Source organism: Streptomyces sp. NRRL WC-3742, assembly GCF_000720635.1.
Taxonomy (GTDB): Bacteria; Actinomycetota; Actinomycetes; order Streptomycetales; family Streptomycetaceae; genus Kitasatospora.
Genome location: NZ_JOCF01000006.1, coordinates 108,766 through 122,776 on the forward strand (window position 1 = coordinate 108,766; position 14,011 = coordinate 122,776).

The 14,011-nt window shown below is 72.1% G+C and carries 16 protein-coding genes; 9 read left to right on the top strand and 7 right to left on the bottom strand.

From position 1 onward, the window contains the following. Positions 1–25: 25 nt before the first annotated feature. Both IH61_RS0105845 and IH61_RS0105850 read right to left on the bottom strand, forming a co-directional pair. Complete coding sequence (locus tag IH61_RS0105845) at positions 26–1,132, bottom strand: branched-chain amino acid aminotransferase (protein ID WP_031065929.1); 1,107 nt, start codon at positions 1,130–1,132, stop codon at positions 26–28. Positions 1,133–1,261: 129 nt separating this feature from the next. Then, entirely contained in the window at positions 1,262–2,353 is a 1,092-nt protein-coding gene (locus IH61_RS0105850) for a HoxN/HupN/NixA family nickel/cobalt transporter (protein ID WP_420713840.1), read from the bottom strand. Positions 2,354–2,796: 443 nt separating this feature from the next. Between IH61_RS0105850 and IH61_RS0105855 the strand changes: the two genes are divergently transcribed. From IH61_RS0105855 to IH61_RS0105885, 6 genes are all read left to right on the top strand, one after another. After that, positions 2,797–3,588 (top strand): DUF4232 domain-containing protein, encoded by a 792-nt coding sequence (locus tag IH61_RS0105855; protein WP_031065935.1) that lies wholly within the window; start codon positions 2,797–2,799, stop codon positions 3,586–3,588. Positions 3,589–3,707: 119 nt separating this feature from the next. Next, positions 3,708–5,009 carry a helix-turn-helix domain-containing protein gene (locus IH61_RS0105860; protein ID WP_051836360.1) on the top strand — a complete coding sequence of 434 codons (1,302 nt, stop codon included), beginning with the start codon at positions 3,708–3,710 and terminating at the stop codon, positions 5,007–5,009. 207 nt (positions 5,010–5,216) lie between these two features. Then, positions 5,217–5,738 carry a GNAT family N-acetyltransferase gene (locus IH61_RS0105865; RefSeq protein ID WP_031065942.1) on the top strand — a complete coding sequence of 174 codons (522 nt, stop codon included), beginning with the start codon at positions 5,217–5,219 and terminating at the stop codon, positions 5,736–5,738. 120 nt (positions 5,739–5,858) lie between these two features. Next, on the top strand, positions 5,859–6,239 hold the full coding sequence (locus tag IH61_RS0105870; protein WP_031065944.1) for a PadR family transcriptional regulator: 381 nt from the start codon (positions 5,859–5,861) through the stop codon (positions 6,237–6,239). Further along, complete coding sequence (locus IH61_RS42565; protein ID WP_051836362.1) at positions 6,236–6,841, top strand: DUF1700 domain-containing protein; 606 nt, start codon at positions 6,236–6,238, stop codon at positions 6,839–6,841. The genes IH61_RS0105870 and IH61_RS42565 overlap by 4 nt, the downstream gene beginning before the upstream one ends. A 283-nt stretch (positions 6,842–7,124) precedes the next feature. After that, a complete protein-coding gene (locus IH61_RS0105885; protein WP_234327044.1) occupies positions 7,125–7,709 on the top strand; it encodes a GNAT family N-acetyltransferase in 585 nt (194 codons plus the stop codon). On the opposite strand, the gene IH61_RS0105890 is transcribed toward IH61_RS0105885, so the two are convergent. The 3 genes from IH61_RS0105890 to IH61_RS48215 all read right to left on the bottom strand — a co-directional run bounded on the left by IH61_RS0105890 (position 7,664) and on the right by IH61_RS48215 (position 9,307). Continuing rightward, positions 7,664–8,230, bottom strand: coding sequence for a GNAT family N-acetyltransferase (locus IH61_RS0105890; RefSeq protein WP_031065953.1), 567 nt, complete (start codon positions 8,228–8,230; stop codon positions 7,664–7,666). The two genes, IH61_RS0105885 and IH61_RS0105890, sit on opposite strands and share 46 nt — an antisense overlap. An 83-nt stretch (positions 8,231–8,313) precedes the next feature. Continuing rightward, positions 8,314–8,451, bottom strand: coding sequence for a DUF397 domain-containing protein (locus IH61_RS44210; protein WP_234327050.1), 138 nt, complete (start codon positions 8,449–8,451; stop codon positions 8,314–8,316). Then, entirely contained in the window at positions 8,408–9,307 is a 900-nt protein-coding gene (locus tag IH61_RS48215) for a helix-turn-helix domain-containing protein (protein WP_158844672.1), read from the bottom strand. Before IH61_RS48215 ends, IH61_RS44210 begins: the two co-directional genes overlap by 44 nt. A gap of 260 nt (positions 9,308–9,567) precedes the next feature. Here IH61_RS48215 and IH61_RS0105905 point away from each other — a divergent pair, with 260 nt between their 5' ends. Then, a complete protein-coding gene (locus IH61_RS0105905; RefSeq protein ID WP_031065956.1) occupies positions 9,568–10,467 on the top strand; it encodes an aldo/keto reductase in 900 nt (299 codons plus the stop codon). Between the two features lie 52 nt (positions 10,468–10,519). Here the strand turns inward: IH61_RS0105905 and IH61_RS0105910 are convergent, their stop codons facing one another. Beyond that, entirely contained in the window at positions 10,520–11,110 is a 591-nt protein-coding gene (locus IH61_RS0105910; RefSeq protein WP_031065959.1) for a TetR/AcrR family transcriptional regulator, read from the bottom strand. Positions 11,111–11,175: 65 nt separating this feature from the next. Between IH61_RS0105910 and IH61_RS0105915 the strand changes: the two genes are divergently transcribed. Together IH61_RS0105915 and IH61_RS0105920 are read left to right on the top strand one after the other, a co-directional pair. Then, the gene (locus IH61_RS0105915) at positions 11,176–11,670 is read left to right on the top strand and encodes a hypothetical protein (protein WP_031065965.1); all 495 of its coding nucleotides are present in this window, start codon (positions 11,176–11,178) and stop codon (positions 11,668–11,670) included. 197 nt (positions 11,671–11,867) lie between these two features. Beyond that, a complete protein-coding gene (locus IH61_RS0105920; protein WP_199823274.1) occupies positions 11,868–12,953 on the top strand; it encodes an AraC family transcriptional regulator in 1,086 nt (361 codons plus the stop codon). A gap of 264 nt (positions 12,954–13,217) precedes the next feature. Here the strand turns inward: IH61_RS0105920 and IH61_RS0105925 are convergent, their stop codons facing one another. Continuing rightward, positions 13,218–13,955 carry a GbsR/MarR family transcriptional regulator gene (locus tag IH61_RS0105925; RefSeq protein ID WP_031065970.1) on the bottom strand — a complete coding sequence of 246 codons (738 nt, stop codon included), beginning with the start codon at positions 13,953–13,955 and terminating at the stop codon, positions 13,218–13,220. Positions 13,956–14,011: the final 56 nt, after the last annotated feature.

Genomic DNA, 14,011 nt, shown 5'->3' on the forward strand with positions numbered 1-14,011 from the left:
CGGGCCCCTCGCTCGTGCCCTCGGGTCAGACGACGCGGTGGAGCCAGCCGTGGGTGTCCGGGGTGCGGCCGTACTGGATGTCGAGGATGTGCTCGCGGATGGCGAGGGTGTGCTTGCCGGGGGTGGCGTTGCCGACGGTGAAGTCGGCGGTGGGGGACTTGAAGGCGGTGATGGGGGTGATGACCGCGGCGGTGCCAGCGGCGAAGACCTCGGTGACGGTGCCGTCGGCCGCGCCGTTGCGCAGGTCGGTGAGGCTGAAGGGGCGCTCGACCGGGGTGAGGTCGAAGTCGTCGGCGAGGGCGAGGACGGTGTCGCGGGTGAGGCCGTCGAGGATGGTGCCCAGGCCCGGGGTGACGAGTTCGCCGGCGGAGGTGACGACGAACAGGTTCATCGTCCCGGACTCCTCCAGGTTGCCGTCGCCGCCGGTGTCGTCCAGGTAGAGCACCTGGTCGCAGCCGTTGCGGCGGGCCTCCATCTGGGCGGCGAGGCTGCCCGCGTAGTTGCCGCCGCACTTCGCGGCGCCGGTGCCGCCGCGGCCCGCGCGGGTGTACTCGCCGCTGACCCAGAGGGTGATGCCGGTGACGCCGCCGGAGAAGTACGGCCCGGCCGGGCCCGCGATGACCGAGTAGGTGACGTGCTCGGCGGGCCGGACGCCCAGGAACGCCTCGGAGGCGAACATGAACGGGCGCACGTAGAGGCTGCCCTCGCCCTCCGCCTCGGGCACCCACGCCCGGTCGGCGCGGACGAGTTCCTCGACGCTGGTGAGGAAGTCCTCCTCCGGCAGCTGCGGCAGGGCGAGGCGCTCGGCGGAGCGGGCGAAGCGGCGGGCGTTGAACCCGGGGCGGAAGAGCCAGATGCTCCCGTCCGCGTGCCGGTACGCCTTGAGGCCCTCGAAGATCTCCTGCGCGTAGTGCAGCACCGCCGCGCTGGGGTGCAGGGAGTACGGCGCCAGCGGCTCGACGCGCCGCTCGTGCCAGCCGTTGTCGGGGGTCCAGACGGCGGTGGCCATGTGGTCGGTGAAGTGCTTGCCGAAGCCGGGGTCGCTGAGGATGTCGCGGCGTGCCTCCTCGGGGACGGGGCCGGTCGTCCGGGTGAGGGGGTAGGCGGGGCGTCCGGTCTCGGCAGGGCTCATCGTCAACTCCTGGGCGCGGAGGGGGCCGTGGTCGGGTCCGGTCATGCTAACGCCGCCCCGTGGAGGCGGGGCGGCGCTATCCGCGATGAGAGATCGTCCCGGTGCCTGCCACCTGGCGGCCGGAGGTGGTCAGCCCTTCTCGACCCGGGCGGTCCAGCGTTGCTCGACGTTGCTGAAGCGCCAGTAGGCGAGGGCGCAGGCCCAGACGACGACGAACATCCCGACCAGGATGTAGCCGACGTTGTCGAGGCTGATGTCGGCGATCCAGCCGGTGACGGGGTCGGTGAGGTCCAGCTTCTCGTGCAGGACGCCGACCAGCTCGATCGTGCCGATGACGAAGGCGACGGCGATGGAGAGCCCGGTGATGGTCAGGTTGTAGTACACCTTGCGGACCGGGTTGGAGAACGCCCAGTGGTACGCGAAGTTCATGAACGTGCCGTCGAGGGTGTCGAAGAGGCACATCCCGGCGGCGAACAGCAGCGGCAGGCAGACGATCGCGTACCAGGGCAGGCCCGAGGCCGCACCCGAGCCCGCCATCACCATCAGCGCCACCTCGGTGGCGGTGTCGAAGCCCAGGCCGAACAGCAGGCCCACCGGGTACATCTGGCCGGGGCGGCGGATGGACTTGGTGAGCCGGCCGAGGATGCGGTTCATGAAACCGCGCTCGTCCAGGTGCTTCTCCAGCTGCTTCTCGTCGAAGTTCCCGGCCCGCATGGCCCGGTAGACCCGGTAGATCCCGACCAGCGCGACCAGGTTGATCGCGGCGATCAGGTACAGGAACGTCCCGGAGACGCTGGTGCCGATGACGCCCAGCCACTGGTGGGTCGTCGACTCCTGGTCCACCAGGGTGCCGGCGACCTTCGCCCCGCCGGCCACCAGGGCGGCCATCGCCATCACGATGCTGGAGTGGCCCAGGGCGAACCAGAACCCGACGGAGACCGGGCGCTGCCCGTCGGCCATCAGCTTGCGGGTGGTGTTGTCGATCGCGGTGATGTGGTCGGCGTCGAAGGCGTGGCGCATGCCGAGGGTGTAGGCGGTGATGCCGAGGCCGACCCCGAACGCCTGGTTACCGACGGTGTAGTGGTTCGGCACGATCAGCAGGAACAGCATGCCGAAGCCGACCACGTGCATGCCGAGGATGACGGCCAGCAGGCTCGCGGTGCGGACGGTGTCCTTGCGCTCCCACCGCGGGGGTGTCGTCCGTGACGGGGTCTCGTCCATGACGGTCATGACGGGCGGGCGTGTCCCACTCACTTCTCGCTCAACTCTCGCTCACTTCTCGGGACGGGCGGTTCTGCCCCCGGTGAGAGAGGCGGGGAACACCGTAGGGTCTCGGCTCGCTTCCGGACAAGCCTGCGCACCTGCGAAGACTTTGCAACAGGGTCGCGCGGGCGGCGGCCGCGGGGTGGAGCGGGGTGAACGCGTGCGCTTCCGGAGGACGTAGGAGGGGCGGGAGCGTTCCGGCCGGGCGTTCCAGGCTGACGGGAAAGCGCAGGTCAGAGGGGGTGGAAGCGTTCCAGCGTCCCGTATCGGCCGGTAGGGCTGGCGGCCGTGGCGGGCGGCGGGCCAGAGTTCCGGTCGTCGGGGTCCGGCGGCTTCGCTCCACCGCCCGGCGGCTTCCTCGTCTCCTTCGCCTCCTTCCTCTCACGCTCACGGGGTTCTCCATGTCCTCTCGTCGTACCTTCGTCCTGCCCGCGGCCCTCGCACTGGGCGCCGTCCTCGCCCTCACCGCCTGCGGTCCGGACAGCGGCGACGCCGGAGCCGCGCCGCAGGCGTCCGCCCCGGCCTCCGCCCCGGGTGCGCCGGCCCCGGGTGACTCCGCCGCCCCGGGCACCGCTGCGGGTGGCACCGCTTCGGGCGGCACTGCTGCGGGCGGCACCGCTCCGGGGGGCGCCACCAAAGCACCCGCGTCGGCTCCGACTCCGGCGCGACCGGCCAACCCGGGCGGTGGCACCGGGGGCGCCGGCGGCGGAGCCGGCGAGGACGACCCGTACGGCTACAGCCACCTCTGCACCAACGAACAGCTGACGGTGAAGGTGAGCGCCCGGGCCGAGGCTCCGTCCCAGCGGGTCATCGAGGTCCACAACAAGGGCCCCAAGGCGTGCGGCCTCGACTACTACCCCGAGATCAGCATCGGCGACTCGCACGCCGCCTACCGCGACCAGGACATCCTGCCGATGGTGCCCAGCGGCCTCGGCGGCCCGCCCGCGTACGTGGTCGGCGCGGGCAAGGTCGCGTACGCGGTCGTCGACCTCAACCCGGGCGGCGCCTCCGGCGGCGCGGCCGGCAAGGTCGACGAGCTGAACGTCCTGGCGCGCAGCGGCCTGCCCACCGCCTACCGGATCAACGCCCCGCTGACGCCCGGCACCAAGGTCTCCAAGCCCAAGCTCGGCCTCTACCGCTCCACCGTCCCGGACGCGGCCGCCTCGGCGGCCACGGCGGACCACCAGTTGTGAGCCGCGGTCAGGACCTCCTCGCGCCGGGCCCGGACGACAGCGTCTGGGCTCCGGCCGGTACGGTGAGCTGCGAGTTCGGTCAGGGGGCCGAGCCCGGCGGCGGTACGGGGAGGCAAGGCGTGGGCGTGGAGGCCGACGGGTTCGCGGCGATGCTGAGCGAGCTGAAGGAACGGTCGGGGCGCAGCTACGGCGTGCTCGCGTCCAGGCTGCACGTCAGCACGTCGACGCTGCACCGGTACTGCAACGGCGCGGCCGTACCGGCGGAGTACGCGCCGGTGGAACGCTTCGCCCGGGTCTGCGGGGCGGAGCCCGCGGAGCTGGTCGAGCTGCACCGGCGGTGGATACTGGCCGACGCGGCGAGGCGGCGGGAGCCGGGCGGCGCGGGCGGCGGGCAGGGCGCGAAGGCGGCGGAGGCTTCCGTGGCCGAGTCGTCGGCTGCGGCTGTTGTTCCGGCCGCCGCTGCGACCGTTGCTCCGGCTGCTGTTCCGGCCGCTGATCCGGCCGCCGTTCCTGCGGTCGAGGAGCCCGGGCCGGTGAACGAGCCGGTCGCCGGGGCCGGGGGCCGCTCCCGGTGGTCGCGCTCGCGGGTGCTGGTGGGCGCGGCGGCCCTGGTGGTGCTGGCCGCCGCCGTACCGGCGTACCTGATGCACAGCGACGGGCAGCGCTCGGCAGACGCTGCGGGTCAGGCGGGCACGACGACGCCTCCGACCGCCGCCGCTCCCGCTTCGGCTCCCGCCTCCGCACCTGCCGCCGTGGCCGCGCCCGCGTCGGCCTCGGCCGCTCCGCCGCCCCAGGCGCCGCCCGCCCCCTTCCACGTCAGCGTCCTGGCCACCGACTGGCAGAATCCCTGCGAGCAGTGGTTCCTCTCGCCCCGCCCGCCCGGCAAGGTGACCCCGCCGCCGACGATGTTCGCCGCCAACGACAGCTGGGCGGCCGCCCAGGAGGCCGTTCCGGCCGGTCACCTGCACCTCCAGCTGACGGCGCTGGGGGACAGCAGCCAGGTGGTGGTGCTGAACACGATCTCGATCGAGGTGGTCAGCACCCAGCCGGCGTTCAAGGGGTACGCGTACACCCCGGGCTCGGGCTGCGGCGGCGGGCTGGAGCCCTCCTCCTTCGACGTGGACCTGGACTCCTCCCCGCCCCGGATCGTGGCGGTTCCCGAGACGGGTAAGAAGACCGCCCTCAACTTCCCGTTCAAGGTGTCGAATACCGATCCGCAGGTGATCAACATCGACGCGACCACCAAGAGCCAGGACGTCTCCTGGAACATCGTGCTGACGTACACCGCGGAGAACGGCCTTCAGGGCCGGATGACGGTGAACGACCACGACAAGGCGTTCCGCACGGTCGGGATGAAGGGCGCGCCGGCGTACTTCCTCAACGAGCGGACCTGGACCAAGACCTCGAACGACGTGCCCTGATCCGGGCCCGTCGCACTACTTCCGTAGTGGCACTACGGAAGTAGTGCGGTGCCCCCGGGGGCAGGGCCTCGGTTCTTCTTCGGCTGTCGCGGTAAATGGGCGAGAATTTCCGCAGTAAATCGGGTCCGCGGACATTTCCCGGAAAGTTCTCGGAATTTCTCGGCGAATTGAGGAACCGTCACCGCGCCATTCGGCGTTCGGGCAGACATGAGCCAAGAACGGATATCCCTGCGCCCGGTCGCCGAGTCCGACCTCCCGCAGTTCCTCGACCTCCTCAACAACCCCGACGCCATGGGCGAGCATCTGTGGTTCGGCTGGCGTCAGCCCGACCGCATCCGCCGCGTCTGGGCCGAGAACGGCCTGCTCACCGACGAGCAGTGGACCCTCGCGGTCACCGTGGACGGGGAGTTCTGCGGCTATGCCGCCGCCATGCGGGAGCGCGCGGCGCCGACGTCCTGGCACTGGAGCCTGGGGGCCCAACTCCTCCCCGAGGCGCGTGGTCGGGGTATCGGCACCCGGGCCCACCGGCTTTTCGTCGACTATCTGTTCGCCCATTCGCCGGTGATGCGCCTGGAGGCGGAGACCGAGGCCGGGAACCGGGCCGAGCAGCGGACCCTGGAGAAGGTCGGATTCGTCCGTGAGGGAGTGAAGCGGGCGCACACCTTCCGGGATGGCGAATGGCGGGACGTGGTGCTCTACAGCCTGCTGCGCACCGACCCCCGCCCGTAGGCCCTCCCCTTCGGAGCCGGAGCCGGAGCCGGAGCCGGAGGCGGTGGCGGTGGGGCCGGACGGGTGATGCCCGGCCCTGCCGCTTCCGGGAACCATGTTTCGCATGCTAGCTTGCATTGCATGGTACCTGGCATCGCACACAACGAGCGCGCAGCGGACCCGGCCGACGGGCCCGTGGCGACCCAGCTGCGCAAGGGCGTGCTCGAGTACTGCGTCCTGGCGCTGCTGCGGGACGGGCCGTGCTACGGCGTCGAGCTGCTGCAGGCGCTGGAGCGGTTCCCGATGCTGGCGACCAGTCAGGGGACGATCTACCCCCTGCTGTCCCGGCTGCGCCGCAGCGGGCTCGCCGACACGTTCCTACGCGACTCGCCGAGCGGTCCCTCCCGTCGCTACTACACCCTCACCGATGCCGGCCGCAGCGCTCTGGAGGAGTTCGCCGCGCTGTGGCCGGCCTTCCGCGAAACCGTCGACCACGTCCTCTCCCCGGGAGACACCCCGTGAACAACCCCACCGAGCACCCCCTGGTCCGCGCCCACCTCGACGCCGTCGACCGGTACACCGCCCCGCTGCCCGCCGAACGCCGCCGTGAACTCCTCGCGGACCTGCGCGAGCACGTCGAGATCGCCCTCGCCGAGTGCGACCCCGCCGACGAGAACGCCGTCCGGCAGGTCCTCGACCGGCTCGGCAGCCCCCGGCGGATCGCCGACGCCGCGCTGGCCGAGGAGGGCGGCACCCGGCCCGAACCGGAGACCGGCCGCCGCACCAACCTCACCCTGCTCCTCGCGGTGCTGCCGATGCCGCTGCTCCTCGTCCCCGCGATCGGGCCGGTCCTCGCGCTGATCACCGCCGTCGTCGCCGCGATCCGGGTCGCGAAGTCCGTGCAGTGGACGCGCCGGGAGAAGAGGCAGGCGGCCCTGCTCCTGCTCAGTCCGATCCTCCTCACCCCGGTGGCTGCCGCCGTCGTCGCCGTCGCGTCGACCTCGGGCCTGAGCCCGGCCGGCGTCCTCACCGCCTGCGCCATCGGCTTCTGCCCCACCCTCGTCGCGGCCCTGCGCCTCTCCCGCTCCGCAGCCCGCCTGCGCACCGCCACCCTGGCCGGCTGAGGCAGAGCACTACTTGCGTAGTGCCACTACGCAAGTAGTGGCACTACGTCCGTGGGTCGGGTCGGCACATGCCGGCCTCGCCGAGTCCCGGCGGCGCCGCAGCCGATCGAGTACGCGGCGCTGCGGGTCGAGGCGGTGCCCCAGCTCGGCACGGGTGACGGGCGGTGGTTCCATCGGCTGACCGCCCACCACCACGCCGTCGACCCGCCCGTCTTCGACGGGCCCTCGGCACGGCAGATCTGGTCCGGGATCCTTGAGAACCGGTACCGGTGAGAGGAGCGGCATGACCAGCGACATCGCCAGTGACGACCCGCGGTTCGCCGCGTACGATCCCGACCCCGTCGAACGGCAGGCGCCGGTGGCGGCCATGGTGGCGGAGACGGTCGAGGCGGACGTGCCAGTCCTGGCCGCGTTGCAGGCCCGGGCGCGCGGCGGGTCGGCGGGGGAGTGGGCGCAGCGAATCCGTCGGGGGCTCGGCGGTGAGCGAAGCCTGGTGGTCACCGCGAGGGTGGCGGACGAACTCGCCGGGTACGCGAACGTGGCCTTCCTGTCCGCAGATGAGCCCTCCGGCTACTACCTCACCGGCGTCACCGTCGATCCCGCCTGGCGGCGTCGCGGCCTGGGGAGGCTGCTGACCGAGTGGCGGATGGAGTGGGTGTGGGGGAGGCATGAGCCGGTGTGGTGCTTCGTCTCCGCCGAGAACCGCGCCTCGCTGGACCTGCACCGGGAGTTGGGGTTCGAGCGGGTGGCGTCCGGCCCGTCGTTCCAGGGCGTCACGTTCGCCTGCGGCGAGGGGTGGCTCCTGCGGGCGGACCCTCCAAGTCAGGGTCGACGGCGGAAGTCGAGCATGGAGAAGACCTTGTCGTAGCGGCGTTCGCCGACCGCGACGAAGTCGGGCAGGCGGCCGTACTCGGTGAAGCCCAACGACCGGTAGAGGTGCAGGGCGTTGGCGTTGTCGCCACGGGCGTCCAGGGTGAGGACCTCGATTCCCGCCGCTCGGGCGTCCTCGATCAGGGCGGCGGTCAACGCCCGCCCAACGCCCCGGCCGTGGACGGCGGCATCGACCGCGAGCTTCTCCAGGTCCGCGTTCGGCCGATGGGTCGGCCGGGCGTAGCGGAGCCAGTACCCGAGCCCGACGAGCCGACGGTCCAGGTACGCCAGACGCAGGGAGCCGTCCCCGGCCCGTACGGCGGCGAGGACGTGGTCGAGCAGGTCCCCCACCTCGCCCGGGGAGGGCGGTTCGACCCAGCCGAGCGCGGCGCCCCCGCGTACCAGGTCGGCGAGGATCCGGTGCGCGGATTCGGCGAGCCGGCCCGCCAGTTCAGGATCGGACGCCACCTGCGCGGCGTCGAGGACGACGGGTGTGGTCGTCGTCGGGTCGCTGGTCATGATCGGCAGCATAGCCAGCAACCGAGTCGCTGCTGCGCACGAGCATGTTGGCCGCTGACCGACGTCCCCGGGACCACATGTGGTCAGGAGGGAAGATCGCCCGAGCGGACGGCCGCGACGAAGGCTCCCCAGGCGGAAGCCGAGAAAACGAGGGCCGGGCCCTGGGGGTCCTTGGAATCACGTACGGGGACGAGACCGGGGAATCCGGGGGCTACCTCGATGCAGGCGCCGCCGTTCCCGCCGCTGTAGCTGCTCTTGCGCCATGTGGTCGCGTCGAGCTCGTTCCTCATCATTCCTGAACTCCTCCAGCGCGTCGGCCATCCGGGTGAGCGACTCGGTCACCGACAGGGCCTCCCCGGTGAGCAGATCATAGCTGCGCCGATGCCTCGCCACTGTTTCCGGAGAGTCGCTCGCATGCCCTCGGTCGAGACTCTCCGAGTAGGTGTAGGTTCGACCATCAGGCATGTCCAGCAACATCATTGAGACGGTGAGGCTTGCCCCTCGAGGCGCGAACGGCGTGATCCTGATGCCGATGTTCGGGCGCTTGGCCATCGCCAGGAGATGCTCCATCTGGCGCCGCATCACACCTGGACCGCCGTAGACGGTCCGGATGGCACTCTCGTCCAGAATTGCGAGCAGGAGCGGCCCGTCTGGATCGAGAAATCGCTCCTGCCGCGCCAGTCGGGCCATCGTCCGCTGCCTGATCAGGTCGCGGTTCCCAGCTGCATCGCTCGAAGCGAACACCGCCTCCGCGTACTCACGGCACTGCAGCAATCCGTCCACCACGGCGATGTGGAAGGTCCTTACGGCCACCGCCTCGGACTCCCTGTCGACGTGACTCTGGAACCAATCCGGATGCTCGATATCCGCGTGCCAGTCCACCCGTTCCCAGAGGCGGACCAGCAAGCCCCCCATGTCCAGCTCTTCGTCGGCGAGCTCCACCATCCTTCGGTCCATCGCGCGCTTTCCGCTCTCGTAGCGGGTGATCTGTGTTCGGTGGCAGTGCAGGACCGTGCCCAACTCGTCCTGCTTGAGACCGGCCCGCTCGCGTGCGAAGCGGAGCGCCTCTCCGAACATCGCAGCCGGGCTCCTCGTCGTCCCGTTCTCAAGTCGCCGATGTGACATCTCAGTTCCCCTCAGGCGATTTGGTCGCTACCGTACCTCCGCATTCCGCGTGCTGGTTCCGCAAAGCGATCTATCGCGCGCACAGCGTTACGGCGCGCTCCCTGCGTGCGCCCTTTTCCGCCCCTTGTCCCTCTTCCCCGGCTCCTCCAGCACCCCGTCGAACAGCAACTCAGGGCTGGCCCGAGGGGCCATCTTTCACCGATCATTCCGCCATGACCACGCAAACGATCACCGCCACGGCCTCCGGCACCTGGAACCTCGGCGACCTCACCGTCAACCGCATCGGCTTCGGCACGATGCGCCTGCCCCAGTACGGCGCGGCCTTCGCGCCCGATGCCGTCCCGCGCGACCGCGAGCAGGCGATCCGCGTCCTGCGCCGGGCGGTGGAGCTGGGGGTGAACCACCTCGACACCGCCGCCTTCTACTTCTCCTCGCTGCGCTCCGCCAACGAACTGATCAACAGCGCCCTGGCGCCCTACTCCGACGACCTCGTCATCGTCACCAAGGTCGGCCCGGCCCGCGGCCGCTCCGGCGACTGGGAGGCGCACGCCAGGACCCCCGAGGAGTTGCGCGGCCAGGTCGAGGAGAACCTGCGGCAGCTGGGCCGCGACCACCTCGACGTGGTGAACCTGCGCATCCTCGGCACCGACTCCATAGCCGAGCGCTTCGGCGCGCTCGCCGACCTGCGCGAGGCGGGGCTCATCCGCCACCTGGGCCTGTCCAACATCCGCCCGCACCACCTGGCCGAGGCGCAGGCCATCGCGCCGGTGGTCTGCGTGCAGAACATGTACGGGCTCGGCGCCGCGCCCGAGCAGGAGGAGGTGCTGCGCCTGTGCGGCGAGCAGGGCATCGCCTTCGTGCCGTTCTACGCGATCGCCGGAAAGGGGCGCGAGACGGGCGCGGTCGCGTCCGAGGAGGGCGGGGTGCAGGCCGTCGCCGACCGCCACGGGGTGAGCGCCGCCCAGGTGCGGCTGGCGTGGACGCTGCACCGGGGCCAGCACGTCCTCGCCATCCCCGGGACGGGCGACCTCGACCACCTCGCCCAGAACGTGGCGGCCGGTGCGCTGCGCCTCTCCGAGGAGGACCTGGCCGCGCTGAGCCCCTCGGAGTAGGCCGGGGCGGTCCCGGGGGCCATCCGGCCCAGGGGCTTTCCCCGGGCGTTCGCTAGGCGCCGCCCCGCAGCAGGTCGATCGCCCCGCGCTCGGCCAACTCCTCCGCGTGGGCGGGCAGTTCGGAGCCCGCGTGGAGGTGGGGGCGGACGACGGCGAGGGGGAGGCCGACGAGGGCGAGGGTGAGGCGGTCGTGGTCCAGCGGGGTGGACGTCCCGAGGCGTTCGGCCAGGGCCGCCGCGGCCTGCCGTACCCGCCGCCCGTCCTGCCGTTCGCGGCGCAGGTGCTCCTCGGACCACTCGGCCTTGCCGAAGGCTTCCGGGCCGTGCAGCAGGACGAGTGCCCGTTCGCGGTGGGCGCGGGACCAGGTGACGACCTGGCGGGCGGCGGCTCCGGCGGCGAGGTGGGGGTCGGTGTGCTCCTCGAGGACGGGCAGGTAGGCGGCGTGGAACTCGCCCACCGTCCGTAGCCACAACTCGGCCAGCAGGGCGAAGCGTTGGGGGAAGCGGTGGTACACGGACCCGTTGGGCGCACCGCTCTCGCGTGCGACGGCGGACATGGTGACGGCGGGCGGCCCGCCGGCGGCGGCGAGGCGGACGGCGGCGTCGAGGAGCGAGGCTTCGTCGTGGAGGGGTGGCCTGGGCATGAAGTGGAGAGTACTCTCCACTTCAATTGGAGAGAAGCATCCAAAACAAGAGGGGCTCACCCACCGTGCCCGTGCTCAACATCCACGAACGCACCATCCCCGCATCGGAGTCGACGGTCGGCGCCCTCCTCGACGGCCTCGCCGGCCCGGACGACCGGCTGTGGCCCGGGCCCGCCTGGCCCCGGATGTGCCTGGACGGCCCGCTCGCCGTCGGCGCCTCCGGCGGCCACGGGCCGGTCCGTTACCGCGTCGTCGGTCATCAGCCGGGCCTCTGGGTCCGGTTCCGGTTCACCGGCCCGCGCGGCTTCGACGGCTTCCACGAGTTCACCGTCCACCCCGCGCCCGAGGGGGACGGCACCCTCCTGCGCCACACCGTCGCCATGCGCCTGCACGGCCCCGGCCGCCTGACCTGGCCGCTCGCCTTCCGCCACCTGCACGACGCCCTGCTGGAGGACTGCCTCGACCAGGCCGTCCGCGCCTGCGGCGCCACCGTTCCCACCCCCGCCCGCTGGAGCCCGTACGTACGGGCCCTGCGCAGCCTCGCCCGCCGAAGGCCGTGAGGTCGCGGGGCCCGTGGGGCCGTGAGGTCGTGAGGTCGTGAGGTCGTGAGGTCGTGAGGTCGTTTGCCACCGGACGGCTCGCCCCTTCCAGAGCCGATTCCGAGGTGTCAGCGGCTTGGCGGTGTACCGGCATACCGTTGTCGCACGGGGGAGAGAACCCCGCCCACCCGGCGGGGGCGAATCGGAAGGAGGGGTCCGTGGTGGCGGGGAACGAGGCCGGGGGCCTGTCGGCGCGGGAGCGCTTCGAGAACTGGCGGGAACTGCTGCTCAGAACACGGGTGTGCGATGCGACCGTCGCCTCCATCGAGGATTTCACGGCGGAGGTGCGGCGGTTCGAGCTGGGGCCGGCGGCCCTGCTGGGCACGTCGTTCCCCCCGGCCCGGTTCCGGCGCACCGAGCGCATGATCCGACGCGCGGACGAGGAGCAGTACCACCTGACGGTGCTCACGGACGGCTTCCAGATCCTGTCCCGAGGCCGGGACCAGGCCGAGGTCAGGGTGGGCGACCTCGTCATGATCGACAGCTGGCACTCCTACGACCTGCGCTACTTCGGGGCCGACGGGCCGGGCCGGGAAGGGGGAACGGTCGCCGGTGTCGGCATCGACCTGCCCGCCTCGCTCATGCCGGTGCCCCCGGACCGCCTGCGCGGCCTGCTCGGGCGCGGCAGGTGCGGACGGCAGGGGACGGGCGCGCTGCTGGCGGAGTTCCTCCTCGGGCTCGACCGGCAGGCGGCCCGGCTGCGGCCCCTGGAGTCGGCGCGGCTCGGCACGGTCCTGGTCGACCTGGTGTCGGCCTGGGTCATCCGGGAGCTGGACGCCCTGGGCGAACTGTCGCCCACCGCCCGGGACCGGGTCACCGTGGAGGGCGCCAGGTCGTTCATCCGGCACAACCTCCACGACCCCGACCTGACCCCTGCGGCGGTCGCCGCCGCCCACCACATCTCCGTCAGCCACCTGCACCGCCTGTTCAGCGAGCACTCCCACGGCGAGACCGTCGCCGCCTTCATCCGCAGCCAGCGGATGGGCAGGGCGCACCGCGACCTCGCCGACCCCGCGCTGCACGCCGTGCCCATCCACGTCATCGCCGCACGCTGCGGGATCCTGCGCGCCTCCGACTTCGGCCGCTCCTTCAAGGCCGCCTACGGGCTCACGCCGCGCGAGCACCGCCGCCAGGCGCTGAGCGGGCACAGCGGACATGAGACGGAGTGCGCAGAGGCGAGGACGCGATGCGGATTGCCGGACCCGCCCACGGCCTACCGTGGGGGGCGTACGGGGGAAGCCTGACGCGGATGTTCGAGAAGCGTCGGAGGGCCGGATGGAACCCCGCGAGGGGGAGGGTTCCATCCGGTGTCATACCGGTGTCGTTCGCGCTCGACGCCGAGGTGTTCCGGTGATCCGAGAAGAGGGGGAAGGGCCGATGCTTCGCCGCCGGTGCGACCAGAACTGGACGGTCTGGACGAGCAGCCGGACCGATCAGTGGCGGAACGCTTTCTGATTCCGGTACCTGTGACCGCCCGTCGGCCCTGCCGGCGGGCGGTTCGCGTTCCGTCAGCCGGAGTGTCCGCGCCGCCTGCGCTGGACGGCGCGGACGATGTCCGTCCCCGCCAGCTCCAGGAAGACGGACGCCTCGGTCATCCTCGCCCCGGCCGGGGTCCGCACGCCGAGCAGGTCCGCGCCGTTGCGGGCGAACTCGGCCAGCGCGGTGTTGCGTTGGGCGCTCGCGAGCATCGCCCGGTACCAGATGTCGTCGTCGACGACGTACCGCTCGCGGCTCTCGCCCTCGGGCCGCTCGCGCCGCACCAGCTCCTGCGCCTCCAGGTAGCCGATCGCCTTCGAGACCGAGGCCGGGCTCACCCCGAGCCGCTGCACCAGATCGGCGGCGGTCAGGCTGCCGCAGTCGGTGACGTAGAGGCAGGCGAGCACCCGGCCCACCATCCGCGGCATGCCGAGCTGCGCCAACAGCTCGGCGAGCTGCGTCGCGTACGCCTCCACCGCCGCCTGGTCGCGCCCGTCACCCGTGCCCGCGCCGCGCGCGTGGCCCGCGCCGCCCGCGCTCCCTTCCGGTACGCGGGGAGCGGGGGCCTTGCTCCGCCGGGAGCGCCGTACGGTCGCGCGCTGCGCGTTGTCCGCGCGGTAGCCGGAGGGGCCGCCGTTGCGGGCGATCTCGCGGGTGATCGTGGAGGTCGGGCGGTCGAGCTGCCGGGCGATCTCCCCGTAGCCCAGCCGCGCGGTGAGCCCCGCGGCGATCAGGCGACGCTCTTCCTGGGTCAGTCTGGCGCCTGGCACGGGCGGCTCCTCTCGTCGCCGCCGAGTATTCCATTGCAACAGTCGGACGTCGAGCC